At 43.1% G+C, this 25908-nt stretch carries 21 protein-coding genes; 13 read left to right on the forward strand and 8 right to left on the reverse strand.

Translation table 11 applies throughout. The features are described 5' to 3' along the window. Positions 1–266 precede the first annotated feature (266 nt). Positions 267–1913, forward strand: a complete 1647-nt coding sequence (locus tag ACY3ZI_RS18195; protein ID WP_211886975.1) for a fumarate hydratase — start codon at positions 267–269, stop codon at positions 1911–1913. 78 nt (positions 1914–1991) lie between these two features. Here ACY3ZI_RS18195 and ACY3ZI_RS18200 read toward each other — a convergent pair whose 3' ends face one another. Further along, the gene (locus ACY3ZI_RS18200) at positions 1992–3128 is read right to left on the reverse strand and encodes an agmatine deiminase family protein (protein ID WP_487375627.1); all 1137 of its coding nucleotides are present in this window, start codon (positions 3126–3128) and stop codon (positions 1992–1994) included. Positions 3129–3261: 133 nt separating this feature from the next. On the opposite strand from ACY3ZI_RS18200, the gene ACY3ZI_RS18205 reads away from it, so the two are divergent. Further along, entirely contained in the window at positions 3262–4131 is an 870-nt protein-coding gene (locus ACY3ZI_RS18205) for a LysR substrate-binding domain-containing protein (protein ID WP_211886971.1), read from the forward strand. Between the two features lie 41 nt (positions 4132–4172). On the opposite strand, the gene ACY3ZI_RS18210 is transcribed toward ACY3ZI_RS18205, so the two are convergent. Together ACY3ZI_RS18210 and araD are read right to left on the reverse strand one after the other, a co-directional pair. After that, positions 4173–5525 (reverse strand): polysaccharide deacetylase family protein, encoded by a 1353-nt coding sequence (locus tag ACY3ZI_RS18210; protein ID WP_211886969.1) that lies wholly within the window; start codon positions 5523–5525, stop codon positions 4173–4175. 286 nt (positions 5526–5811) lie between these two features. Beyond that, the gene (gene araD / locus ACY3ZI_RS18215) at positions 5812–6510 is read right to left on the reverse strand and encodes an L-ribulose-5-phosphate 4-epimerase (protein WP_211886967.1); all 699 of its coding nucleotides are present in this window, start codon (positions 6508–6510) and stop codon (positions 5812–5814) included. Positions 6511–7047: 537 nt separating this feature from the next. Here araD and ACY3ZI_RS18220 point away from each other — a divergent pair. From ACY3ZI_RS18220 to ACY3ZI_RS18265, 10 genes are all read left to right on the forward strand, one after another. Further along, positions 7048–7860 carry a DeoR/GlpR family DNA-binding transcription regulator gene (locus ACY3ZI_RS18220; protein ID WP_165906944.1) on the forward strand — a complete coding sequence of 271 codons (813 nt, stop codon included), beginning with the start codon at positions 7048–7050 and terminating at the stop codon, positions 7858–7860. A gap of 239 nt (positions 7861–8099) precedes the next feature. Further along, entirely contained in the window at positions 8100–9092 is a 993-nt protein-coding gene (locus tag ACY3ZI_RS18225) for a substrate-binding domain-containing protein (RefSeq protein WP_036949290.1), read from the forward strand. 142 nt (positions 9093–9234) lie between these two features. Then, positions 9235–10740, forward strand: coding sequence for a sugar ABC transporter ATP-binding protein (locus ACY3ZI_RS18230; RefSeq protein WP_154603179.1), 1506 nt, complete (start codon positions 9235–9237; stop codon positions 10738–10740). Further along, entirely contained in the window at positions 10733–11722 is a 990-nt protein-coding gene (locus ACY3ZI_RS18235) for an ABC transporter permease (protein WP_211886965.1), read from the forward strand. Before ACY3ZI_RS18230 ends, ACY3ZI_RS18235 begins: the two co-directional genes overlap by 8 nt. A 13-nt stretch (positions 11723–11735) precedes the next feature. Then, positions 11736–12770 (forward strand): ABC transporter permease, encoded by a 1035-nt coding sequence (locus tag ACY3ZI_RS18240; RefSeq protein WP_036949222.1) that lies wholly within the window; start codon positions 11736–11738, stop codon positions 12768–12770. Positions 12771–12786: 16 nt separating this feature from the next. Next, positions 12787–13656, forward strand: coding sequence for an L-ribulose-5-phosphate 3-epimerase (locus ACY3ZI_RS18245; protein ID WP_487375628.1), 870 nt, complete (start codon positions 12787–12789; stop codon positions 13654–13656). 10 nt (positions 13657–13666) lie between these two features. Further along, complete coding sequence (locus ACY3ZI_RS18250) at positions 13667–15139, forward strand: FGGY-family carbohydrate kinase (RefSeq protein WP_211886961.1); 1473 nt, start codon at positions 13667–13669, stop codon at positions 15137–15139. 983 nt (positions 15140–16122) lie between these two features. Further along, the gene (locus ACY3ZI_RS18255; RefSeq protein ID WP_036949218.1) at positions 16123–17541 is read left to right on the forward strand and encodes an NAD(P)/FAD-dependent oxidoreductase; all 1419 of its coding nucleotides are present in this window, start codon (positions 16123–16125) and stop codon (positions 17539–17541) included. A gap of 84 nt (positions 17542–17625) precedes the next feature. After that, complete coding sequence (locus ACY3ZI_RS18260) at positions 17626–18129, forward strand: RidA family protein (RefSeq protein ID WP_036949217.1); 504 nt, start codon at positions 17626–17628, stop codon at positions 18127–18129. A gap of 206 nt (positions 18130–18335) precedes the next feature. Further along, positions 18336–19802, forward strand: a complete 1467-nt coding sequence (locus ACY3ZI_RS18265; RefSeq protein ID WP_211886959.1) for a hypothetical protein — start codon at positions 18336–18338, stop codon at positions 19800–19802. 67 nt (positions 19803–19869) lie between these two features. Here ACY3ZI_RS18265 and ACY3ZI_RS18270 read toward each other — a convergent pair whose 3' ends face one another. The 5 genes from ACY3ZI_RS18270 to ACY3ZI_RS18290 all read right to left on the reverse strand — a co-directional run bounded on the left by ACY3ZI_RS18270 (position 19870) and on the right by ACY3ZI_RS18290 (position 23860). Beyond that, entirely contained in the window at positions 19870–20106 is a 237-nt protein-coding gene (locus ACY3ZI_RS18270; protein WP_211886957.1) for a ParD-like family protein, read from the reverse strand. A 65-nt stretch (positions 20107–20171) separates the two neighbouring features. Then, positions 20172–20927: an iron ABC transporter ATP-binding protein gene (locus ACY3ZI_RS18275; RefSeq protein WP_036949215.1), complete on the reverse strand. Its 756-nt coding sequence runs from the start codon at positions 20925–20927 to the stop codon at positions 20172–20174. Between the two features lies 1 nt (position 20928). Continuing rightward, complete coding sequence (locus ACY3ZI_RS18280; RefSeq protein WP_154603184.1) at positions 20929–21912, reverse strand: iron chelate uptake ABC transporter family permease subunit; 984 nt, start codon at positions 21910–21912, stop codon at positions 20929–20931. Further along, entirely contained in the window at positions 21899–22861 is a 963-nt protein-coding gene (locus tag ACY3ZI_RS18285) for an ABC transporter permease (RefSeq protein ID WP_036949213.1), read from the reverse strand. The genes ACY3ZI_RS18280 and ACY3ZI_RS18285 overlap by 14 nt, the downstream gene beginning before the upstream one ends. A gap of 3 nt (positions 22862–22864) precedes the next feature. After that, entirely contained in the window at positions 22865–23860 is a 996-nt protein-coding gene (locus ACY3ZI_RS18290; protein WP_211886955.1) for a siderophore ABC transporter substrate-binding protein, read from the reverse strand. A 204-nt stretch (positions 23861–24064) separates the two neighbouring features. On the opposite strand from ACY3ZI_RS18290, the gene ACY3ZI_RS18295 reads away from it, so the two are divergent. After that, complete coding sequence (locus tag ACY3ZI_RS18295) at positions 24065–25753, forward strand: alpha-glucosidase (RefSeq protein ID WP_487375629.1); 1689 nt, start codon at positions 24065–24067, stop codon at positions 25751–25753. The last annotated feature ends 155 nt before the right edge of the window (positions 25754–25908 follow it).

Below are 25908 nucleotides of genomic sequence, written 5' to 3' on the forward strand. Positions count from 1 at the left end.
ATAGTTAAACCCAATACCCATAATTAATTTATGTGATTAGCTTCATACTTTGAATTTGAATATTAGTTTCTTGGCAAAGTTTAACCAAAGTCATATTTTCTTTTACATCCCTTTGAATATAATGGGTAATTATTCTAATTACATTCAGACTATTATCCCTATAAACGATTATCCCGCCTGACAAAACAAGCGGCATTTAGAATAAAAAGCCTATAAATAATTTATTTCTTATATTTTCCGCTAAAATTAATATGTGAGTGAGCAAAATGGCTAATAAAGAGTTTTTTTACCAAGAACCTTATCCGTTGTCTGAGGATAAAACTGAATATTACCAAGTCTCTGATAAATATGTTTCTGTAGAGCAATTTGCTGGGAAGCAAATGCTAAAAATCGAGCCAGAGGCTTTAACCCTTCTTGCTGAACATGCAATTTATGAATCCCAATTCTTTTTAAGACCTGCCCACCAAAAACAAGTCGCCGCGATTTTGCACGATCCAGAAGCCAGTGAAAACGACAAGTATGTCGCACTGCAATTACTGCGTAACGCCGAGATTTCTGCGAAAGGTATTCTGCCAAACTGTCAGGATACGGGAACCGTTGCCGTCGTCGGGAAAAAAGGCCAACAAGTTTGGACTGGCTGTGATGACGAAGAATACCTCTCACGAGGCATTTATAACGTTTTCCAACACGAAAACCTGCGTTTTTCGCAAAATGCCCCGCTGGATATGTTCAACGAAGTCAATACAGGCACCAACTTGCCCGCGCAATTTGATATTTTTGCCACCACGGGTGATGAATACCATTTCTTGTTTGTTAACAAAGGCGGCGGTTCTGCAAATAAATCTGCCCTTTATCAAGAAACTAAAGCAACGCTGACCCCGGCTAAGTTGAAAAACTTCTTAGTTGAGAAAATGAGAAACTTAGGGACAACCGCTTGCCCACCGTATCATATCGCATTCGTTATCGGCGGTACTTCCGCAGAAACCACGCTGAAAACAGCCAAACTGGCTTCAGCAAAATACTATGATAACCTGCCAACGACAGGTAATGAGTATGGCCGTGCATTCCGTGATGTTGAGCTAGAAAATGAGTTATTAGAAGCGTCACGCCATCTCGGCTTTGGTGCGCAATTCGGCGGTAAATACTTTGCCCACGATGTGCGTGTTATTCGCTTACCTCGCCATGGTGCTTCTTGCCCGATAGGTTTAGCCATTTCTTGCTCTGCTGACCGCAATATCAAAGCAAAAATCACCAAAGACGGCCTGTGGCTGGAGAAAATGGAGCATAACCCAGCGCAATATATCCCTGAATCGATGCGCCATCAGGCAGAAGGAACCGTGGTTCATATCGACCTCAACCGCCCAATGAAAGATATTTTGGCCGAGTTGAGTAAACACCCTGTATCGACCCGTGTATCCCTCAGTGGTCCACTGATCATCGCTCGCGATATCGCCCATACCAAGCTCAAAGAGCGCTTAGATAATGGTGAAGACTTACCACAATACTTTAAAGATCATATGGTCTATTACGCAGGTCCTGCGAAAAAACCTGAAGATATGGTGTCGGGTTCTTTAGGTCCAACAACGGGTAACCGTATGGATCCATACGTTGACCTATTCCAATCTCATGGCGGTAGTATGTTAATGCTGGCAAAAGGTAACCGTACCCAAGCCGTGACTGATGCCTGTAAAAAACACGGCGGTTTTTACCTTGGTAGCATTGGCGGCTCCGCGGCTATTTTGGCGCAAGAATTTGTGAAAAGCTTAAATTGCCTTGAATACCCAGAGTTAGGTATGGAAGCGGTCTGGAAAATGGAAGTGGAAGGATTGCCAGCCTTTATTCTAGTGGATGATAAAGGCAATAACTTCTTTGATATTGTGCAGAATGACACCTGCAAGAAATGCGTTAAATAATGACCTAGCACGATAAATCTTCCACATCATTGCCTACTTTACTCACATTAAAGTAGGCAATTTTTTGTTTCGCGCTTTTTATCTTCGGTCATTATGCACGGGTAATTGATGAGTGACACAGTGTATCCCACCCCCTCCCGCTGCAATGACATCAATATTAAGCATGATAATGTCTCGGCCTGGGTATAGCATTTCAAGGAGCTGCTTCGCATCATGATCTGCCTGCTTGTCCCCAAATTCAGGCGCAATAACGGCACCATTGATGACAAAGTAATTAATGTAACCCGCAGCGAAATCAGGGTTATGTCGGCTAAAGCGAGTTTGTCGCAGAGTGCTAGGTGGCGACACCGTATAAATTTTCAGTTTTCGTCCGTCAGCATCCGTCGCATTTTCTAAAATCTCCATGTGCTTGCGCGTGACTTCATAGTCAAAAGAGTCCGAATCATTATCGAGATTTATCAAAATAACCCCAGGCTTCACAAAACGAGCGTAGAAATCGACATGCGCATCCGTAATGTCTTTTCCTTTAATACCTGGCAACCAGATGATTTTACGTAATCCTAATGCTTTTTTTAGCTCTTCCTCTATCTGATCTCGGGTTAAATTAGGGTTTCGATTATCATTTATCCAACTACTTTCCGTCATTATCCCTGTACCATGACCATCAACCTCAATCCCTCCACCCTCTCCAGTTAAGCGACTGATAAGTGGGGTAATCACACCAAAATGCTGCGCTTGGAACTTTGCCAATTGGGCATCGTTATCATGTTGCTGCTTATTGCCCCAACCATTGAAATTAAAATCAACGGCATTGAGTCCCCCTTTTGGATTAACCACAAAATTGGCTCCGATATCACGCATCCATATATCATCGAGCTCTGTCGTGATAAAACGCGTATTTTGGCTACCACACATTTCCTCAGCTAACTGACGCTCATTTTCTCGACAAAAAACCACCACAGGCTGGTACTCAGCAATCGCTTTAGCGATACTCCCTAATGTTATTTGCACATCTGTAGTGAATTCACCCCAAATTGCTTTTTGGGCACCGAAGGCAATGAAAGCACACTGCTGTAATTCCCCTTCATCTGGCATCATTCCCCATTTTTCACTCTGCGAACTCCCTATTGCAACTGGTGATATGCCAAAAGAGGCTGCAACGCCTATGGCACTAATGACTGAGGTTTGTCGGATAAACTGACGACGAGTCTGCATACTGGGTTCCTTAATACTCATTATGATAAGCAATACTATTCAGTGATTTTCAATACACCTATCTTAATACCCTTGATAGCCATAAAACTAACGATATAATTAGCGCACAACTGATTAGATGAGCTTATCAAGAATGCTAAAATATTGGCCACCATTAAATGCATTACGCGGGTTTGAAGCGGCCGCCCGATTGGGAAGTTTCCATCAAGCCGCAGCGCAATTGCATGTCACACAATCTGCAATTAGTCAGCAAATTCGTAGTTTAGAAAGCCAGCTTGAGCAGCCACTATTTATTCGACAAGGACGCCGTGTCACGCTCACGGATGCCGGGCAGGATTTTTACACTAGTGTTCAGGATACATTGAAACAATTAGCGATTGGGGTACGCAGGCTCGATCAGTATCGAAAATCTAACCAACTTATTGTGAACACAACGCCTGCATTTGCTCGTCACTGGCTATTACCTCGACTTGGACAGTTTCAACAACAACACCCTGACATTGATATCTGGTTATTCACTACCTATGACGCACCAAATATGGAAATGGAAACGATTGATATTGCTATCCGTGATGACCTAGCCATACAAAATGAATGTACTTTTGAAGTGTTATATCAGGATAGTCTCTACCCAGCTTGCCACCCTAGTCTGCTTGGTGCTAAATCGCCCTTAACGCTACACGGCGAGCGAGAAATGGATTGGAGTAACTGGGTTATTGGCGGTGGTGAATCGGTTGGACAATCACAAAAAGGAGTGAACTTTTCAGATCCTAGTCTGTTATTAGATGCCGTCAGTCAAGGATTGGGGATCGGATTAGTCAGTCAATTACTCGCTGCACACGCTCTAAATTCAGGGCAATTAATTCCACTTACAGAGCAGCGCGTAACAGGCGCTAAATGGGCATGGCTAATTCATAAAGACGCTGAACTCAACCCATTAACACAATATTTCCGCCAATGGTTAACAGCCGAAATGGCAACATGTTCAGCGCAAAGCGAATAAAACCTTGGGCCTTTTTCGTGCTGCACCCAAGGTCTTTTAACTTATTTATCAACGACAACGTTCTTATTCACCACATCCTGTTCGCTATTGCCTACCATCAAAGCAAATTTGCTAATCGGGTCAGTGCTGTAGGCGTACAGGCGTTTTAGTGCATAAGGGTTATCACCGAGCTTGACCTTACCTTGGATGGTAGACACCGCAATATGTAAGCCTGCTTCTTTTGCTGCATCAATCGCCGTTTGGTTATAGGCGCCGAACGGGTAAGCTAAATAACGCTGGTCTTTTTCGAATTTCGCCAACGCTTTCATTGAACGTTTAAAATCCAGCATAATAGTGTGCTCTTTACGGCTAAAAATAATCGGGTTATTACGGTTATCTAAGCGATGTAAAAAGTGAGTATGAGATTGAATGTTGAAAACATCTTGGCTCTCTTTAATTTCCTGTTTACTCATAAATTGCAGAGAATCCGGATCCCATTTTTGCGGCTGAGTTTTTATGCGCGAAGAGATGACAAACAGCGTCGCCTGTTGCTGGTTATCTCTTAAAATAGGCAATGCATAGCGATAAACGGATTTAAGCCCGTCATCAAACGTGAGTACCACAGCACGCCCAGGTAAATTTGCATTCTTATTTAAATAACCTTCCACATCTTCGAGCGATAATGTTTGATACCCCATCTCTTTGAGGTAATTCATTTGCTCACGAAAAGCATCAACCGAGGTTGTCGTCGAAGTATGGCGAAAGTTTTTATTTTCACTGTCCTCGAGAATATGGTGATAAGTAAAAATAGGAATGCCTTTATCAATCGCCACATCATCTAAGCGAACATAACCCAAGCGATCACCGAGACGAATGGTTAACCATGAGGTTTTGTCCCCATCTTCATCCGTTTTGATCATTCGAGCCAACACGGGATAGCGAAGATTTTCCCATAAAGAGGCGATTTGCCGCGAATCTTCGTCAGTTGCACTGAATACTGGCGTTTTTTGGCTTGTAATCAAATAGTCATAAACTGGGTTTTTAAGATCGTTTAAACGGTCATCTTCAGGGATATTCCGAGGCTTCTTTTTGGATATCTGAGTGCTTTTAACATAAGCGAAATCATTACCAAACTGTAGGGCATTATAGTCACCATTTGGACTATAGGCGTAAAAGCCGTTGTCTGGATTGATCTCTCCAACAATACGCATTTGACCGCCTACAATAGCAAAGATGTTTTCTGGCGCTTTTGTCTGAATCAATTTGGGAGGTACATCTACAAGCTCCCAATTATCAAGATTGATCGCTTTTGAACCACTGATAATTAAATTATTATTTTTTATATCCGCAGCATGTGAAACAGAAAAAAGATTAACGAAAAAGGTCAAAAATAGAAAAAGTACTCGATTAGACATGTCCTTTCCACTCAGTATCACCAATACACCGCGCCAGTTTAAACCGACTTACAATTTAACCCTATACCCTGATAAAAATATTTTTGCATGGCAAAGCCACGATAATATTTCCGTGGCCGTTGTTATAGGTAATTTGTTATAGATAATTTGCTATAGGTAATTGTATATGGCATTCAATAGACACTGAGCGAGTTAAAACCTTTCAATTAAATGAAAAATAAATTTATCAACTTATTAACAATAAAATGAATAGTCTTAAAATAACGTACTTAAAAAGAAATAAACTCTACTTTTGTCCGTAATACGCATTTTTCCCATGTTTACGTAAATAATGCTTATCCAGTAATTCTTGCTGCATATCGTCAATTTGAGGTGTCAATTGACGCGTAAATAAATTCATATACGCAATCTCTTCCAATACCACTGCATTGTGTACCGCATTATGAGCATCTTTACCCCAAGCGAAAGGACCGTGGCTATGGACTAATACCGCGGGAATATCCTTTGCAGAAATTCCGAGCTGTTTAAATGTTTCAATAATCACATGCCCAGTTTCTCTCTCATATTCACCCGCTATCTCACTTTCTGTCATTTTACGGGTGCAAGGTATTTCACCATAAAAATAATCGGCATGTGTAGTGCCTAATGCACTTAGTGGTAGGCCAGCTTGTGCCCAAATAGTTGCATGGCGCGAATGGGTATGAACGATACCACCAATCTCGGGAAAAGCTTGATATAGCGCTAAATGGGTATCAGTGTCAGAAGAAGGCTTATATTTTCCTTCGATGACTTCACCAGTGGTTAATGAAACAACCACCATGTCATCCGCTTTCATGGTTTCATAATCCACCCCGGAAGGCTTAATCACCATCAAACCGGCTTCGCGGTCTACTCCACTTACGTTACCCCACGTAAACGTCACTAGCTTATGTTTGGGTAATTCAAGATTCGCCTCAAATACTTGCTGTTTTAATGTTTCCAGCATGATTACCTCCCTAGGTGTAAAAAGATGGCGTGAATACGATATGAAAATAACGAGTCATATCAACGACAAGGTTCTCTTTTATTCTCTATTTACTGTCGATGAATAGACGTTATTCTGATTATTAAGGTAAACAGATTTAGCTGAATAAAAAAGCCCAGCACTTTACAAATCATTAACAAAACAACATAAATCAGTCACACTCGGTCACAATCGGTCTAACTAAAACAAAAATACGCCTACTAAAAATGCCCGAACATGTGAAAGTTGATTAATGATTCGTCTAGTTTCTGACTATATACCGCCATATTTAGTGATCTAATTAACGATAAAAATGAAAATATAAATGCTTGTTTCATATAAACGTGATCAATGACTCTATAAATAGCTTTGTTTGTTTCTATCCGTTATTACATGAGTCGAATCACGACAAAAAAAATTCAGCGCTGGCACACTATTTATCGTGGAAAGAATGTTTATCGCGGAAAGAATGTTTGTCACAGAAATAATAAATGCCATGGGCTGAATAGGAGTTTTGAGATGCTACAAGCTGAACGCCACCGATTAATTTGCTCCCATGTTTCTCAACATGGCTCAGCGTTAGTGCGCGATTTAGCTCAACTTTGTCACGTCTCTCAAGAAACTATTCGCCGGGATTTAACGGTACTAGAACGTGAAAAACGTTTAATTCGTAGTTTTGGCGGTGCGGTTGCCACTGAACAAGATGAAAGCCCGGTACTGAATGTAATGCCCTCTTCGGTCAAACTTAGTCAGATGGTCGATGGTGCAGAATCCTTTCGTAAGAGAACGGAAGAGAACCCAGATGCGAAAATGAAAATCGCCAAAGCAGCATTGAAGTTTATTCAGCCGGGTGACTGCATCATGATGGATAACAGCAGCACATGCTGGTTTCTGGCGAGGCAAATACCCGATATCGATATTACGGTGGTCACCAACTCCGTCAAAATCATTCAAGCATTAGCATGCCGAGACCGCGTTCGCGTCATTGGCATTGGTGGAGAGTATTCAGAACGCCATGATGATTTTCATGGTCCCATTTCTGAAAGTATTATCCGTAGCTTTCAAATTAAAACGTTATTTTTATCATGCCAAGGATTCAATATTGAAACTGGCGTTCGAGATGGCAGTGAAGTTAATGCCAAATTAAAAAATATTATGATTCAAGTTTCTGAGAATTGTGTGTTATTAGCGGATAATAATAAATTAGACCAATATGCTTTTAGCCAAGTTTGTACCTTAAATGATATTAACGTGTTAATTACCAATAAACTTAATGATAAAAATTTCAAACAAGTATTTCCAAAGTTAAATATTATTGAATGTGATAAATAGTATTCAGTGTGATAAAGAGTATTTATATCGATGATAGTCGCAGCGTAACTAAGTGAGTGAATTAAGCAATTTGTTTTTATTTTAAATAACCGAATTACACCAGGCAGCAAAGAAACCTATTAATTAAATTAACGATTAATAGAAATTAATTATATCTATCCGATTAAACAAAACATTAACCCTATGTTGATGAGCATGGCTGTATCTGCACATCATCTCTGAGGAATATAACAATGAATATGAAAAAATTAGTTTTACCTTGCTTAATGGGCGCCGCACTGTTTTCCAACATGGCGATGGCTGAATCACAGAAAGCACAAAAGCCATTTACTATGGGTGTCGTGGTAAAAGTGGGGGGAATTCCTTGGTTTAACGTCATGGAGCAAGGGATCACCGAAGAAGGTAAAAAACTCGGCGTTAATGCATTCCAAGTGGGTCCAACCACCGCTGACCCTGCGGAACAAGTTCGTGCAATTGAAGATTTAATCGCGAAGAAAGTCGATGTTATCGGCGTCGTTCCTAACGATGCAAAAGTCCTTGAGCCGGTTTTAAAACGCGCCCAAGAAGCAGGCATCAAAGTCATTACTCACGAATCCCCAGATCAAAAAAATGCGGATTGGGATTTCGAATTGCTGGATACCCAAAGCATGGGTGCTAACCATATGAAAGATATGGCAGCATGTATGGGTGAAGAAGGTAAATACGCCATGTTCGTTGGCAGCCTGACTGTACCACTCGTCAACGAATGGGCTGATGCGGCAATCGCTTACCAAAAAGCACATTATCCAAAAATGCAAATGGTCGATGACCGCTTTGGTGTCGCGGAATCCGTTGATGATTCTATGCGTACTGCAAACGACCTGCTGTCTAAGCATAAAGATCTGAAAGGCATTATGTCATTTGGTTCTCAGGGGCCTATCGGTGCGGGTCGCGCCATCGACAAACGCCGTAAAAACGCTGAAACCTGTGTATTCGGTACATTTACACCGGGTCAAGGTATCAAATTGTTAGAAAAAGGTGCAATTGACGGTGGTTATATCTCTAACCCGAAAGTGGCTGGTCAAGTTTTCGTTCAAGTCGCGACGGCAATGATGAATGGCGAAGAGATCAAAACTGGCGTCAGCATCGGTGATATGGGTGAGATCAAGGTGAGTGGCAATACCATCCTCAGCGACAACCCAGTTAACCTGAATATTGAAAACACCAAAAAGCTGGTTGAAGTCGGTCTGTAAGTTCGCACTACATAATAAAAATACGACAACAGTATTATTTAGTTCCACATAGTTTAAGTGACAGCAGCACCCTATTTAGGTCTGATAGCGGTGTCTGTTGTCACTCTGAATCTGACGACACAGTCAACACCAGGACTCCACTATGACAGCCGAAAAAAACTCCCCACTGATTACGTTACGGGATCTTTCCAAAAGCTTTGGTGGTCATCGTGCATTACGCAATATCGACTTGACGCTAAACAAAGGTGAAGTTCATTGTTTAGCGGGCACCAATGGCTGCGGAAAAAGTACGTTAATTAAAACCATTAGCGGCGTTTATGCTCCCGATGAAGGTAGCGAAATTGAAATAGATGGCAAACGATACTCTCGCCTGACCCCAGACAAAGCGCGAGAGCTTGGCGTTCAAGTTATCTACCAAGACTTATCCTTATTTCCTAACTTAACCGTGGCAGAAAACATCGCCTTTGAACTGAATTTAAACGGTTATTTTGGTTGGTTTCAAAAAGGGAAAGTGAGGGAAAAAGCGTTACAAATTCTCAAAGAACTTGAGTTCACCATTGACCCTGATACCCCAGTGCAGTTTCTCCCCATTGCCCAGCGTCAGCAAGTAGCCATTTGCCGCGCACTGGTTGCGGATGCACGCTTAGTGATCATGGATGAGCCAACGGCCTCGTTAACTCGCACCGAAGTTAATCAGCTACTTTCTACCGTGAACTACTTAAAAAACAAAGGTATCACCGTTGTTTTTGTCAGCCATCGGTTAGAGGAAGTGAAAGAGATTTCTGACCGCATTACCGTTATTCGTGATGGGCAGAAAATGGGCACATGGCCAGCAGAAGACCTGACCACGCGTAAAATCACCGAGCTGATGACAGGGCTTGATATTGTTCATGAGCGCAAATTACCCAATAACGCAGAAGAAACTCACACAGTCTTAGAACTGAAAAATCTCAGCCGTGCTGGGCAATACCAGAATATTTCCCTGTCATTAAAGCGCGGTGAAGTACTGGGACTTTGCGGATTATTAGGCTCTGGTCGTACCGAGCTTGCCCTTTCTCTGTTTGGGATAACCCGCCCTGACAGCGGCGAAATGATCGTCGAAGACAAGCCAATTATCTTCAAAAATAATGCCCAAGCTATCAAACATGGTATTGGTTACGTGTCTGAAGACCGCCTGACACTGGGGGCAATTTTGCAGCAGTCTATCGCCGACAATATGGTGATTTCGATTTTAGATCGCCTGAAAACCCCTCTTCATCTGATTGATGAGCAAAAATGCCAGCAAATCGTCCAAGAGTGGATCGCGGATTTGGATATTAAAGTGACCGACCCAAACAATGCTCTCTCCACCTTATCAGGGGGAAATCAGCAAAAAGTGGTGCTCGCCAAATGGATCCTGACGCGCCCTAAAGTGCTGATCCTTGATGCCCCTACCGTGGGGGTCGATATCGGTGCTAAAGACAGCATTTACAAGCTGATCCATCGACTTTCTGGTGTTGGGATCGCCATTTTATTGATCACCGATGAAGCCTCTGAAGCTTTCTACAACTGCGATCGCATTTTACATATGAAGCAAGGATCTATCGTCAAAGAAATTGTGACGGATTCCATGACTGAGCAACAATTGGAGGAAATCATCAATGGCTAATTGGCAAAAACTTCGTCCGCAGTCTGTTGAAGGCTGGTTAATCTGGGTGATCCTCATCATGGTGGTGTTTTTCACCTTCATGAGCCCACAATTTCTCACTATTCAAAACTTGCTCGACTTAAGCGAAAGCTATGCTGTCACCGGTATTTTTGCACTGGGATTATTTGTGGTACTCGTCACTGGTGGTATTGATATCTCTTTCGCCGCCGTTGCCTCGGTTGTCCAATATGTGATTGCCACTTTCTTACTGCAAGGATTACTCGAAAGCCCAACCCTCAGTATCGCCCTTGCGATTGTCATCGGGATCACCTTTGGGTTGATCAACGCAATTTTGATTTACTCCCTCAATGTGGTGTCGATCATTATCACTATTAGTATGCAATCTTTGCTGTTCGGCATGCTGATGTGGCTAACCAACGGACACAGTATCTACGACTTACCGGATTGGTGGGTTGATCCTGTCACCATCCTGCCTTTTGAAGTGGATGGTGAATATTATCAAATTGGTTTGCCATTGATCGTGATGTTAGGGATCGCGTTTTTAACGTGGATCTTAATGAACAAAACCCACATTGGTCGCCAACTGTATGCGGTAGGCGGCAGCCAAGAATCAGCTTCACGTATTGGTATTCGCGTCTGGGTGATTTATCTGTTTGCTTACGGTTATCTCGGTGCGATGGCCGCTATCGGCGGCATGCTGCAAACCTATCGCATGAGTGAAGTGGTGCCTAGCGCCTTAGTGGGTGGCGAGCTTGATGTTCTCGCAGCCGCGGTATTAGGTGGCGCGAGTTTATCCGGCGGTCGCGGTAGCGTTATCGGTACGCTTATGGGGGTTTTCCTCATCGGTATCTTGAAAAACGGTCTGAACTTGATCGGGGTGTCTAACTACTTCGTCAATATCGTCATCGGTATGGTCATTCTTATCGCTATTTGTATTACTCACTACAAAAAGCGTAAAGAAACGGACGTAGGCTTTGTTTAACAGGAATATCACCATGAAAAAACAAGATTTTTTTAAAATTGATGGCTCTGTTATCGGACTGCTTTCAATCTTTTTGGTCGCTATTGCGGCTTTCAGTATCGCCATGCCAGGGCACTTTTTTACCCAGAATACCTTTTTAAGTATTACCTTTCAGTTGCCAGAGCTGGGTCTTCTGACCTTCGCCATGTTTGTTCCGATGTTGAGTGGCGGGTTAAACCTCGCCATTATCAGCACCGCTAACTTGACTGGCTTGTTTATGGCTTGGGTATTTATCAATTACCTGCCTGTTGATGCAGGAACGGGCACGCAGCTAATGTGGTTGGTCTTTGCATTAATCGGTGCCACCGTTATCGCCGTTATTATTGGCTGCTTAACAGGGCTAATGATTTCCCATATTGGCGCTCATCCTATTTTGGTCACACTTGGTTCCATGACTATTATCAGCGGTATTGGTGTTTACCTTACCAAAGGTGCCGCACTCAGTGGGATGCCGCCAGTGGTTCGCGCCATTGGCTCTGACACCGTTTTCGGTATGCCGATCGCCATGATTATTTTCATTGTGACCGCGATTATTTTGGCTCTGTTTTTAGGTCGCACCCGCCTTGGTAAAAATATCTATATGAGCGGCAGCAACATCAATGCGACGTGGTTTAGCGGCGTGCGTACCGACCGAGTGATGATCGCGATTTACACCATTTCAAGCCTGCTGTGTGTGTTGGCAGGGCTGATCATGATGGCGCGCTTTAACTCAGCCCGCATGGGATATGGGGATTCTTACTTACTGCTGACCATTTTAGCCATCGTATTGGGAGGCACAAACCCATTTGGCGGCGTCGGTAAAGTCAGCCGCGTCTTCTGCGCCTTGCTAGTTCTGCAAGTCATCGCAACTGGGCTTAGCCTGTTGGGCGTCAGCCTGCACTTCAATCTCGCGGTTTGGGGCATTACGTTGATCCTCGCTCTCGCCTTCAAATTCTTTAAAGAAAAATGGAGCGCTAAGCGTGCAATGACACGCAATCAACGCCTCAATAAAGCATCCGTACAAAATTAACTTACAGGGAATAAAGATGACTATTTCACGAAAAAACCCGATTGGTATCTATGAAAAAGCCCTTCCAAAGCACAGTAGCTGGAGCGAAAAATTAGCTATTGCAAAGGCGGCGGGATTTGATTTTGTCGAGATGTCGGTTGATGAAACGGACGAGCGTTTAGCCCGTCTAGATTGGAGTTTGGAACAACGCTTAGAGTTAGTAGCTGCCATCCAAAAAACCCAGGTACGCATCCCAACGATGTGTCTATCGGGTCACCGTCGCTTTCCATTTGGTAGCCATGATGCAGATACCCGTCAAAAAGCCCGTGAATTAATGACAAAAGCCATTAAATTGGCTCAAGATCTGGGTATTCGTACCATTCAATTGGCTGGCTATGATGTGTATTACGAAGAGCAAGATGAAGGCACCATTGCCCGCTTTGAAGAAGGCATGAAATGGGTGGCAGAAATTGCCGCGGCTTCTCAGGTGATGTGCGCCGTCGAAATCATGGATACGCCATTTATGAATTCGATCACGAAATGGCAAGCGCTTGCCGATAAAATTCGCTCACCGTGGTTCCAAGTTTATCCTGATGTCGGTAACTTAACCGCTTGGGGTAGTGATGTGGCTGCCGAGTTAACCAAAGGCATTGAAAATATTGTTGCTCTGCATCTGAAAGATACCTACGCCGTAACAGACAGTTGCAAAGGTCAATTCCGTGATGTGCCATTCGGCGAAGGGTGCGTGGATTTTGTGGCACTGTTCAAACAGCTTAAGCAGCTCAATTATCGTGGCACCTTCTTAATTGAAATGTGGACGGAAAAAGCCGATGAACCGCTGATTGAAATCATCAAGGCGCGCCATTGGATTGAAGATAAAATGCAGCAAGCGGGTTGGGAAAACTAAGGAGCCAACAATGAGCACATTTTTCATGGGTGTCGACCTTGGAGGCACCGTGATCAAAGCGGGGATCTACAGCCCTGAAGGCCAAGAGCTGGTGGTTGCTGAGCACCCTTTTCCCACTGAAAGTCCGCAAGCTGGGTTTAGTGAACGTAATATGGAAACCCTGTGGCAAGTCACCTGCGGTGTGATCCGCGAAGCCATCGCTAAGAGCCAATTATCAGCATCACAAATCGCAGGGGTCAGCTTTTCCTCTCACGGCAAAGGGCTATATTTACTGGATAAACACGGAAAACCTGTCAGAAACGGCATTGTTTCTTCGGATTCCCGCGCACAAGCGATTGTCGATCAATGGCACCAAAATGGTACCGCAGAGCAAGCTTATCCGCTGAGTTTGCAGCAACTTTGGGCATCACACCCCGTTGCCCTGCTCAATTGGTTAAAACAATATGAGCCAGACAGCTATCGCGATGGTCGTTATGTTTTAATGGTTCACGACTATATTCGTTATCGATTAACTGACCAGCTCACTTGCGAAGAGACCAATATTTCGGGCAGCCAACTCTATAACCCAACAACCTCCAGTTACGACCCTAAACTCTGTGAACTGTTTGGTATTGAAGAGGCTAATGACAAACTCGCCCCCGTGATTAACTCCGCACAGTCAGCGGGCTGCGTCACGACTCATGCCGCAAAAGAGTGCGGTCTTAAAGAAGGTACGCCAGTATTTGGCGGATTCTTCGATGTGGTGGGAGCCGCGCTGTCATCGGGTGTCAGCCAAAAAGATAAACTCAGTGCCGTCGCTGGAACCTGGACTATCTCCACGCGGGTTTTCGACAAAATCATGCCTGCCGATTACCCTTATGTGTGGGGCAAATACTGTATTCCCGGCACCTATTTTGTTCATGAAGGTAGCCCAACCTCAGCCAGTAACCTCGCTTGGTTCACTCGACACTTTTTCGACCAACGTTTGCAAGATTACAAAGTGCTCAATGCTTGCGTTGCTGAAGGGGCAACACGGCAAAACGATATTCTATTTTTCCCTTGGTTATATGGCTCTAACTATCACAGTAACCTGCATGGCGGGCTACTCGGGTTAAGCTCCCATCATACTGAAGGGGATATTGCCTACGCCATTTATCAGGGAATTGTCTTTTCTCATTTGCTACATCAAGACCGTATTGTTGGCATTGATGACTGCACTCAGGCTATTCGCTTTACCGGTGGACCAACCAACTCGGCGTTGTGGATGCAAATGTTCTGTGATGCCAGTAATCTGCCTCTTGAAGTGGTGGATGTTCAGCAGTCAGGCTGCCAAGCTGCCGCGCTGTGCGCCGCGGTCGGTTCTGAGTATTATTCTGGGTTTGATACCGCGATTGCATCAAGCACACCGAAAATCACCGCGTATCAACCTAACCTTATAGCTCATCAGCAGCTACGGGATAAGTTTGCCCGCTTTAAAGCAGTGGCAGATGCGTTGAGTTGCTAACCATAAATTGCCTCCCTTAACGTTCACCGGAAGGGAGGCATAACCGATACCCCTCACCAATTATCCCTCTCATTTTAGATATATTTATCTGATAACCAGACTTTAAACTTTTAATTTTAACATTTTATTAACCTTCTTTTTTTAGCTTAAAAACCAATCAAATGTTAAATGCTAAAATAAATTAAATTTTTCCCAATTAATTAATTCGAGCAAATTATCAGCAAGATAAAAAAATAAATTCGCTCTTAATATAAAAAATGAAAATGCAGAAAATTAGCATAAATAAAGTCATTACATTTAGTAGTGTTAATAATCATATTTAAACATGAGTAATTAACAACCGAATACTCTCAAGAATGATGTGGGATTTATTTAGATTAAGGTTTGGAAGCAAAAAAAAGCATCAAATAAATAATTAACCTATTATGTTAAGAAAATCACAGTAAAAATAAAAAATCATATTTTTCATATTGATATAAAGAAAAATATGTATAGAGCAGAAAATAATCATCTATAACACTATCAGTAAATACACGGTGTAACTAAACGTAAATTAATTGCATGCAAATTCATCAGGTGATTATAAAACAGCTAGAAAATTTAACTTAACTTTTATTTTTTACGATAAAAAACAAAATCAAACTTAATCTAAATTCAGCATAATCAACTGATATTAATTATTTAGCACTTCCTTAATTTAGACACTGAAATATTCACCTTATCTTAAATTTATATATTTACACCTGTACACTTTTGCTGACATTAACAATTAAAATTGTCTATTTCTGCTATTGATAAAATAATCCAAATTGCGACAAACCCCCAACAACACTGACCAGATCAAATAACCCACTCAAACCTTTCACTCAATTTTATTAACAAATACTTTCGATGCTTAACAATTTCAAAATATATGATAAGATCATTATCTCAATTTGAAATTATTTACTATATAAAAAACAAGATTGTTATTGAGGTTATAGATGAAAATCTCGAGAAGAAAACTATTATTAGGGGTTGGTGCTGCTGGTGTTATTGCTGGGGGCGCAGCTGTTGTCCCTATGATCCGCAGAGAAGGTCGTTTTGAATCTACGCCATCACGCGTACCTGCAGTCGCGGGTACCGAAGGTAAATTACCAGCATCTGCTGATGCGGTTGTTATCGGTGCTGGTCTGCAAGGCATCATGACTGCGATTAACCTGAAAGAGCGCGGCTTAAACGTTGTTATCTGTGAAAAAGGCGTTGTTGGCGGCGAGCAATCTGGTCGCGCATACAGCCAGATCATCAGCTATAAAACCTCCCCAGCTATTTTCCCATTACACCACTACGGAAAAATTCAATGGCTCGGCATGAACGAAAAAATCGGTGCTGATACTAGCTACCGCGTTCAAGGTCGTGTTGAAGTTCCTTCAAGCGAAGAAGATCTGGAAGTTGCAAGAGCGTGGATCAAATCTGCGTCTGAAAACCCAGGTTTCGATACCCCGCTGAGAACCCGTATGATCGAAGGTCAAGAACTGGCTAATCGTCTGGTTGGTGCTCAATCTCCATGGAAAATTGGTGGTTTTGAAGAAGATTCTGGTAGCCTTGACCCAGAAACTGTTACCCCAGCAATGGCTAACTACGCAAAATCAATTGGTATTCCAATCTACCTGAATTGCGCAGTTCGTGGCTTAGAAACCGCAGGCGGTAAAATTTCTGACGTTGTGACTGAAAAAGGCGCAATCAAAACCTCTCAAGTCGTTCTGACTGGTGGTATCTGGTCACGTCTGTTCATGGGTAACTTAGGTGTTGATGTCCCTACTCTGAACGTTTACCTGTCTCAACAGCGTATTACTGGCGTTCCGGGCGCACCAAAAGGTAACGTCCACCTGCCAAACGGTATCCACTTCCGTGAACAAGCAGACGGTACTTACGCGGTTGCACCACGTATCTTCACCAGCTCTATCGTGAAAGACAGCTTCCTGTTAGGACCACGCTTCCTGCACGTATTAGGCGGCGGTGAATTACCATTAGAATTCTCTATCGGTAAAGACCTGTTCAACTCATTCACTATGGCAACTTCTTGGAACTTAGACGAGAAGACTCCATTCGAAGAGTTCCGTACAGCAACTAACACGCCAAACAACGACCACTTAGATGGCGTTCTTGAGCGTCTGAGAAAAGAATTCCCAGTATTTAAAGAATCTAAAGTTGTTGAACGTTGGGGCGGCACCGTTTCTCCAACTGATGATGAGATTCCAATCATTTCTAAAGTTGAACAATACCCAGGCCTGGTTATCAATACCGCGACTGGTTGGGGTATGACTGAAAGCCCGGCGGCTGGTCGATTAACTGCTGAATTGTTAATGGACGAGAAGACATTTATCGATCCAACGCCTTATAAACTGTCTCGTTTTAACTAATTAAAACGAAACACAATTAGATGGAACCTATCGAGTCCCTTACGGTCTTAATAGGTTCCTACTTTCATATATAAAGGAGTTATTATGCGCTACAAAACTTTACTGCTTTCCTTACCTTTAGTTTTAGGTGTAGCAACTGCAAACGCAGCAGACGATGTGAAACGTGTTCCAGTTAAAGGTTTCCCAATCGCTGAATCAGTAGAAATCAGCGCGAACAACAGCCTCATCTTCCTGAGTGGGAAAGTTCCTTCTAAAATCTCTAAAGATGCTCCAGAAGGCGTTTTAGAGTCTTACGGTAACACCGAAGTACAAACAATCAACGTTCTGAAACAAATTCAAGCGACTCTGGGTGAAATGGGTCTGACTATGAATGACGTTGTTAAAATGCAAGTTTTCTTAGTTGGTGGTGATGAAACTAAAGGAACTATGGACTTCGCTGGCTTCATGGCTGGCTACAACAAGTTCTATGAAACTGAAAAAGTGACCAATCTACCAGCTCGTTCTACCTTCCAAGTCGCTAAACTGGCTAACCCAGCTTGGAGAGTGGAAATTGAAGTAACCGCAGTTCGCCCAGCAGCTAAAAAATAATTTTTAACTGACAACGAACGCTTAAAACGGCCGACTATTTATTTCCGCTTTGGCTTGGAAGTAAACATTAGCGGCCGTTTTTGTTTTCCTTCTCTTTGTCTCCCTTCTCTTTTATTGCCATCCACATTACTATTGTTCTTCCTTGATAAATACTTGCATCGTATTCACCCCATATTTGGATACGCTGAAATACCGGTAGGAAGGCCATGATTAAAGAATCTCTGAAAATTCACGGTAAAAAGCAGTTTGAAATCAAACAGCAAGTCTTTTTCCCTCGAAAATCAAAAGAGATCCGCTACCAAGTTGAAACCTTCTTTTTTCTTCCGGCATCGATGCAAGTTAACCCCGATCTCTACACCCCTTCAAATCTTCAGCGCAGCTTAAAAAACTATATTCGGCTACGAGCCCCTACAGTGCAGCTCTCTTCTATTCCCGCAGAAGGTGGGCTAGTCGATGAATTGAAAAGCTGGTTGGAACGGTTAGATCCTGAATTACCGCCAACATTAGATGAATATGAAAACCATCTAAAACGCTTTGCACTCACCTTTAAGCGCAGCGTGCGGTTAACCCTAAAGATGGTCGCTCAAAACTCTCAACGGCAAACTGAAGAGTATATAACGGGGATGTTGGCAGACATTGAGCACAGTCTCAAACGCTATCGAGAACTCAGCACCTATGCAACGCCAATTGAAAAGGTCATTCAATCCAACGCTTTCGCCTATTGCGATGAGTTTATGTCCCATTACACCCTGTTTTACTTACAGGATTTATTAAAAGACAAACAGCTTCCTCTGCGCGATGAAATTCGCCATCTGTGGTATCAAGAGATGCGCTACTTGAAAAAGCTAGCGCCTGATAGCTTTCCGCATGATGAAAACGACGCGGAAATGGTCACCTACCGCCGTAATTTGCTGAAAAAATACATTAACCGCTATCTCTACTTAGAGATCCGCCACAAACGAGGGCTTCCGTTACTGTTGCACTCCATTTATGGTATTGCAGCCGCAATCTCGATGATTTTCGCTACATTTATCGCCTTTATGTGGCAAGGTAAATACGGGGCACTCAGCGCCAATTTATTCTTAGCGATGGTGATTGGCTATATCTTTAAAGATCGCTTAAAAGAGATTGGGCGAGAGCAGCTATATCGGTTATTTCAACGCTGGATCCCCGACCGCCAATTGCGTATTTATCGGGAAGGCGTCAAAGAGCCCGTAGGGGTTTGTAAGGAGTCATTCCGCTTTCTGAAAGAAAGTACCCTATCCCCTGATATTCATGAAATGCGCCAAAAATCCCACTGGGTGAATTTGGTCAATGTGCAGCGCGTGGAAGATATTCTGTATTATCGCAAGGATGTCACCTTGCACAGCCATTCTGCGGCCTTTATGCAGACTCAGTCATCTATTGTGGATATTACGCGGGTTAATATTTCAGACTTTTTGAAATATCTCGATATTAGCTATGAAGAGTTGATGGTTAATGATGATGAACCCGTGATTATCGGCGAAAAGGTTTATCATATTTATCTATGCCGCCGCGTCATCATGAATAAGAAAGCCTACAATGAATTAGCGCGTTTAGTGGTGAATGCTGATGGCATCAAACGCCTTGAGATCCTTCAGCCACTGGATGAGCTCGACAGCGACGAAGATATTACTATCCCACCGCAATAATATTCCTATGAACTAAAACAAAAATGGCGGCATTATTTGCCGCCACCTTATCATTAACTCATCCAAATCAAATCAGCTTTAGTCCGTTTTTTCTGACATATCGAGATACCTTGTTATTCTCGACTTCAGCTTTTGCTAAGAGCATTTCCTCGATAAAGCTATAAGGTAGATCAGGGTTTTCTTCAACAAACCTGCCTATTTTCGCCCAATGTTCAATTTGCTTAGGAACACTTCTGCTTTCCGCTTCAGCGTGAATTTTAGCATCAGACACAAAGTCATCATTTAATTTGACTGAAATGGCCATAATGTTCACCTACTCACAAAAATTGCAGCATCACACGATCTTAAGTTGGTTTATTCTAATAAAAATCAGTAATACAGCGCGATCCGTTGTCCATCCAGCTCTTTGACTTCCAGCGGCGTATCGAAAATTTCCTCTAAAATCTCGGACTTCATGATCTCTTGAGGCTCGCCGTGGTAGGACAAACGCCCATTTCGCAGCGCCACAATATAGTCTGAATACACAGAAGCAAAGTTAATATCGTGGATAACCAGAATGATGGTTTTACCTAGTTCATCCGCCGCACGGCGCAGTAATTTCATCATGATTACCGCGTGCTTCATATCCAAGTTATTCAGTGGCTCATCCAGCAGTACATATTCGGTATCTTGGCATAGTACCATCGCCACATACGCACGCTGACGCTGACCGCCCGAAAGTTCATCAAGATAACGATGGCGAAACTCAGTTAAGTTCAAAAATGCCAAAGACTCGTCGATTTTCTGCTTGTCATCCAGTGTTAAGCGCCCTTTGGTATAAGGATAGCGCCCGAAACCAACCAGCTCTTCCACCGTTAAACGGCTAGCAAATTGGTTTTCTTGGCGAAGTACCGATAAGCAGGTTGCGAGCTGGTCGCTTGGTGTAGTCGAGACATCCAAGTTATTCACTTTGACATAACCGTGATCCGCCGATAGTAGGCGACCAATAATCGACAACAGCGTTGATTTCCCTGCACCATTTGGACCGATGATTGAAGTGACACCGCTATTTTTAATATTGGCTGTAACGTTATCTAAGACCTTAGTATCTTGATAACTTTTCGATACCTGATGAATTTCAATCATACTAAAACCTTCTTAACACCATATAAATAAAGAATATTCCACCGACAAACTCGAGTACCACAGATAAGGTACCCGCTTTATTCAATCCATATTCAAGAACCAACTGTCCGCCCACTAATGCAATCACACCGAGTAGGAAAGAAACTGGCAATAAATAGCGATGCTGGCTGCTTCCTGCGATGTAGTAAGCCAAGTTAGCCACCATCAAGCCGAGGAACGTGAGCGGCCCCACCAGCGCCGTGGATATTGCCACTAGGACAGAAATCAGTAATAAGATTACGGTGACTTGCTGACGGTAGTTAATCCCTAAGTTCACCGCATTAGCTTGTCCCAGTGCTAGCACGTCGAAGCAGTAGCGCATACGCCAAAGCAGAATGCCCACAATCACAGTGATCACCAACGTGAACAGAATCAGCTCCGGCGTCCCTTTAGTGAAAGTCGCGAACATCCGGCTTTGCAAAATGGAAAACTCATTCGGATCCATCAAGCGTTGCAGCAAGGTCGCCACACTGCGAAACAGTGTTCCGAGGATAATTCCCACCATCAAAACTAAGTTGATATTCATTTTGACGGAAATAAACAGCCAGCGGTACAGCAGTACGGAGAAAATCACCAGCAGAGAGGATTCCAGCAAAAACTTACCAATATTCAACAACCATGATGCGGGAAAACTATCGGTATAAAACACAAAGATAGTTTGCAGCAGGATGAACAATGCCTCTAACCCCATAATGGATGGCGTCAGAATTTTGTTATTGGCGATAGTTTGAAACAGAACCGTCGATACCCCAGAGCCAAACGCCACAATGATCATCGTCAGCACGATATAGCCGCGATGGGGCAGAATGTACGCAAGATTACTGCCCAAATTAATGGTCATGTACAAAATGATCGACAGCACTGACAGCGCAGCCAACAAACCGATGCGCTGGATTGGCGTAAACGTTCTTTTCACTGGCAAACTTAATGAATTAACTTTTTCCATAACGCTGATGCTTTAACAAGAGATAAAGGAAAATAACCGCGCCTACGACACCTAAAATGACACTCGCAGGAATTTCAAACGGATAACGAATTAAGCGACCAATAATGTCACACAGCAGCACTAAGCCGCCGCCCGCTAAACAGATCCACGGGATAGTTTTACGAATATTGTCCCCCATCATCAAGCTAATCAGGTTCGGGACAATCAACCCTAAGAATGGCAACGCACCGACAACGACCACCACCACACCGCTGATTAAGGCGATGATAGATAACCCGATGGTCATCACTTTCTGGTAATTCAAGCCGACGTTAACGGAAAACTCACGCCCCATCCCTGCCACTGTAAAGCTATCAGCTATTAAACAGGCTGCCAGTGTTAAGCCCCCCACCAGCCAAAGTAGCTCATAGCGACCTTGTAGAATACTGGAGAAGTCGCCGCTCATCCAAGCACCTAGGGATTGAAGCAGGTCGAAATAGTAGGCGGTAAAAATGGTAAGCGCGCTGATCACAGCCCCAAGCATGATACCGACTAACGGTACTATCAAGGCGGACTTCAAAATGATCCGGCGTAAAATCAGCATAAACAACGCTGTGCCTAGCAGTGCAAATCCGCTCGCCACCACCATTTTGGTCATGATAGAAGCCGTTGGATACAGGATCATCACGAACAGTAAACCAAGGCTGGCAGATTGCGTGGTACCCGCAAGGGAAGGTTCGATAAAACGGTTTTGGGTGAGTAACTGCATGATCAGCCCCGCGACACTCATGGCGCTTCCTGCAAGGATCAGGGCGGCAGTGCGAGGGATCCGGCTCACGAAAAAGATATCTTGCATCTCGGGGTCGGTGAAAAGCGAAACGGGTGACACGTCACCCGCTCCAATAAACAAGCTTAATACCGCTAATACCAATAACGCGAGAATACCAAAAGAGAGATAAAGCGTTTTCATTGATTAATTCGTTTTTTTCTTCTCTAAAGCTTTGTTTACATCATCCATTAATTGGGAATAAGTTTGGATACCACCAGCGATATAAACCGCTGAAGAATCTAAATAAGCCACTTGGCCTTTTTCCCATGCAGAAGTTTTTCTGACTAAAGCATTGTCTAACACGTCTGCCGCAGGTTGTGCATCTTTCGCACCAATCGCGCCATCACGGTCGATAACAAATAACCAGTCTGGGTTCAGTTTTAATAACAGCTCTGAGTTCACGATATTACCGTGACGGCCTGTATCTTCCGTGAAGACATAAGCAGGTTCGAAACCTAATACATCAAAGATAAAGCCAAAACGGGAACCTGGACCGTAAGCAGAAATTTTACCGCCGCTCACTAAGATCACCATCGCTTTGCCCGCATCAGGGGTTTTGCCTTTGATATCATTGATTTTGTTTTTGAAGTCAGAAACGAGTTTATTCGCTTGTTCTTCTTTACCAAATAAAGAACCTAACAGCGTCGTACGCTCCATCAGGCTATCAATAAAACGTTTGTTATCAATGTCTAAAGAAATCGTTGGTGCGATACCGCTTAATTTGTCATAAGCATCGCGAGCACGGCTACCACCTAAAATCACATCCGGTTTTGCACTGCTGATAGTTTCATAAGCCGGCTCAAATAAGCTCCCGCCATTAACATATTCTGAGGTGCTATATTTCTCTAAAAACTGTGGAAAATGGGCGTTAGTTTGTGGAACACCAATCACCGGAATACCCAGCGCATCGATGATGTCTAAGGTTTCCATGTTCATCACAAACGCACGTTGTGGATGGCTAGGAATTTCAGTTTTGCCTTGAGCATGTTCAACGACAATCGTTTGTTTTTCAGCTGCTTTTTCTGTTGCTGGCTGCTCGGTCGTTGGCGCTGCAGTTTGTGTTTGCTTAGCGTCATCACAACCCGCTAACGCAACAACGGATAATAGGGCAAACCCTGAAACTAATGATTTTGCGAACATCTAAATTCCTCCACCTTTCAATGTGATTATCGTTAGTCACGTCATTCATGACCCGAAGATGGCGGTCATCTTACATGAAACATAGCGCTAATGATATTAGTTTGCATTTGCATTTCGCAAAATAATGATACATCGCACAAAAACACACATTGCCTATATTTAAAGCAACTTACTGATATCTGATTTTGATTAAGGAGAAAATAGATGGCTCAAGCCTGGTGGAAATCTGCGGTGGTATACCAAATCTACCCCAAAAGCTTCTATGACTATAATGGCGACGGTATTGGCGATCTCGCTGGTATCAGCGCCAAGCTAGACTACATTCAATCTTTGGGCGTAAACGTGATTTGGCTATGCCCAATTTTTGAATCGCCAATGAAAGATAATGGCTATGACATTGCCAACTATGACAGCGTTGATCCGGTTTTTGGTAGCAACGACGATCTTGATATATTGATAAACCAAGCTTCACAGCGTGGTATTAAAATCCTACTGGACTTAGTGCTTAACCACAGCTCAAACCAGCACCCTTGGTTCGAAGCTGCCCTTGCTGATCCCAACAGCCCTTATGCTGACTATTACCAATTTATTGAATGGGATAAACCCACTCCACCGAACAATTTACGCACCTACTTTGATTGCCCGGTGTGGACTCAGGTTCCAGATAGCACTCGCTGGTACTTCAACTCTTTCGGACCCGAGCAACCGGATCTTAATTGGGAAAACCCACAATTACGCCAAGAAATTATCCAAATGATCAACCGTTGGATAGCCAAAGGCGTTGCCGGATTCCGCATTGATGCCATCGGCAATATTAAAAAATCCCCTGAAGCCCTCTCGCCTTATCTATTCCCTCCCGATCGGGAAGATGGCACCGCGTCTTTAGTTCCTTGGGTGGTTAACCAACCAGGCATCCATGAATTTTTAAAGGAGCTCGCAAGCCAAACCTTCCATCCTGCGAACTCAATGACAGTGGCTGAAATCGATGTTCCACCACAAGATCTTGCTGACTATATCGGGGAAGATGGGTCATTCTCTATGGTGTTCGACTTCAGTATTGCGGATCTCGATATTGCCAAGCAGCCCCCGTTCTCCATAGCTCCAATCACAGGTGAACGTTTAAAACCTGTTTTTCTAAAAAGCCAACTCACGACCCAGCAAGTGGGTTGGGGCGCACCTTATTTAGAAAATCATGACCAACCGCGCTCACTGAACAAATTCTTACCGAAAGGCACCATCTCCCCTGTCGCTGAAAAAATGTTGGCGATGTTTTTACTGACTCAGCGCGGTACGCCGTTTATTTATCAAGGGCAAGAAATTGGCATGACGAACTGCCCAATGACGCTCGACGAACACCACGATCTGCATCTCTTTAAACTCTACCAATGGGGTCAAAATCACGGGTATTCTCACACCACCATGATGAACTATTTTACCCAACGTAGCCGCGACAATGCGCGTACACCATTTCAATGGAATAACCAACGTCATGGCGGATTTACAACAGGAACGCCGTGGCTAAAAGTTAATCCTAACTACCGAGAGGTTAATGCCGCCACCCAACAGCAGCAACCCGATTCACTTTTCGCATTTTACCAGCAATTAATTACCCTGCGCCGCCATTCTCCAATTAGTGATATCTTGGTTGAAGGCGAATTTTCAGAAATTAGCGCCCTTGAACCTGTTATTGCTTATCGGCGAACATTAGGTTCACGCGCCATCGATATTTACTGTAATTTCAGCGATAAACCGCAAGCTATTAGCCAACATTATCGCCAAGTGCATTTAAGCAATATCGCAAATATTCACGATGAAAATATCCATAACGACAAGCAGAAAATTACCCTACAACCTTATCAATCAATAATTTTTGAAGTAGAGAAAAGTGAATAATTCAATTAATCACTCTGAATAAGCGTAATTAAAGATAAATAATCACCCGATATTTCGATATTAATCATAATCGGGTGATAGTGAATAAATTAGGTATTTAATTACGTTGAATATTATTAATTGATAACTTAATAATACTATTCAAAAACAAACTA

It is taken from the genome of Providencia sp. LY12, from assembly GCF_057621555.1.

Excerpts from the sequence above, each read along its gene's own strand:
- ACY3ZI_RS18250 (WP_211886961.1), top strand. The coding sequence starts at position 13,667 with ATGAGCACATTTTTCATGGGTGTCGACCTTGGAGGCACCGTGATCAAA.
- ACY3ZI_RS18210 (WP_211886969.1), bottom strand. The coding sequence starts at position 5,525 with ATGTCTAATCGAGTACTTTTTCTATTTTTGACCTTTTTCGTTAATCTT.
- ACY3ZI_RS18240 (WP_036949222.1), top strand. The coding sequence starts at position 11,736 with ATGAAAAAACAAGATTTTTTTAAAATTGATGGCTCTGTTATCGGACTG.
- ACY3ZI_RS18255 (WP_036949218.1), top strand. The coding sequence starts at position 16,123 with ATGAAAATCTCGAGAAGAAAACTATTATTAGGGGTTGGTGCTGCTGGT.
- ACY3ZI_RS18245 (WP_487375628.1), top strand. The coding sequence starts at position 12,787 with ATGACTATTTCACGAAAAAACCCGATTGGTATCTATGAAAAAGCCCTT.
- ACY3ZI_RS18285 (WP_036949213.1), bottom strand. The coding sequence starts at position 22,861 with ATGAAAACGCTTTATCTCTCTTTTGGTATTCTCGCGTTATTGGTATTA.
- ACY3ZI_RS18290 (WP_211886955.1), bottom strand. The coding sequence starts at position 23,860 with ATGTTCGCAAAATCATTAGTTTCAGGGTTTGCCCTATTATCCGTTGTT.
- ACY3ZI_RS18220 (WP_165906944.1), top strand. The coding sequence starts at position 7,048 with ATGCTACAAGCTGAACGCCACCGATTAATTTGCTCCCATGTTTCTCAA.
- ACY3ZI_RS18235 (WP_211886965.1), top strand. The coding sequence starts at position 10,733 with ATGGCTAATTGGCAAAAACTTCGTCCGCAGTCTGTTGAAGGCTGGTTA.
- ACY3ZI_RS18200 (WP_487375627.1), bottom strand. The coding sequence starts at position 3,128 with ATGCAGACTCGTCGTCAGTTTATCCGACAAACCTCAGTCATTAGTGCC.
- ACY3ZI_RS18195 (WP_211886975.1), top strand. The coding sequence starts at position 267 with ATGGCTAATAAAGAGTTTTTTTACCAAGAACCTTATCCGTTGTCTGAG.
- ACY3ZI_RS18260 (WP_036949217.1), top strand. The coding sequence starts at position 17,626 with ATGCGCTACAAAACTTTACTGCTTTCCTTACCTTTAGTTTTAGGTGTA.
- ACY3ZI_RS18230 (WP_154603179.1), top strand. The coding sequence starts at position 9,235 with ATGACAGCCGAAAAAAACTCCCCACTGATTACGTTACGGGATCTTTCC.
- ACY3ZI_RS18275 (WP_036949215.1), bottom strand. The coding sequence starts at position 20,927 with ATGATTGAAATTCATCAGGTATCGAAAAGTTATCAAGATACTAAGGTC.
- ACY3ZI_RS18265 (WP_211886959.1), top strand. The coding sequence starts at position 18,336 with ATGATTAAAGAATCTCTGAAAATTCACGGTAAAAAGCAGTTTGAAATC.
- ACY3ZI_RS18270 (WP_211886957.1), bottom strand. The coding sequence starts at position 20,106 with ATGGCCATTTCAGTCAAATTAAATGATGACTTTGTGTCTGATGCTAAA.
- araD (WP_211886967.1), bottom strand. The coding sequence starts at position 6,510 with ATGCTGGAAACATTAAAACAGCAAGTATTTGAGGCGAATCTTGAATTA.
- ACY3ZI_RS18225 (WP_036949290.1), top strand. The coding sequence starts at position 8,100 with ATGAAAAAATTAGTTTTACCTTGCTTAATGGGCGCCGCACTGTTTTCC.
- ACY3ZI_RS18295 (WP_487375629.1), top strand. The coding sequence starts at position 24,065 with ATGGCTCAAGCCTGGTGGAAATCTGCGGTGGTATACCAAATCTACCCC.
- ACY3ZI_RS18280 (WP_154603184.1), bottom strand. The coding sequence starts at position 21,912 with ATGGAAAAAGTTAATTCATTAAGTTTGCCAGTGAAAAGAACGTTTACG.
- ACY3ZI_RS18205 (WP_211886971.1), top strand. The coding sequence starts at position 3,262 with ATGCTAAAATATTGGCCACCATTAAATGCATTACGCGGGTTTGAAGCG.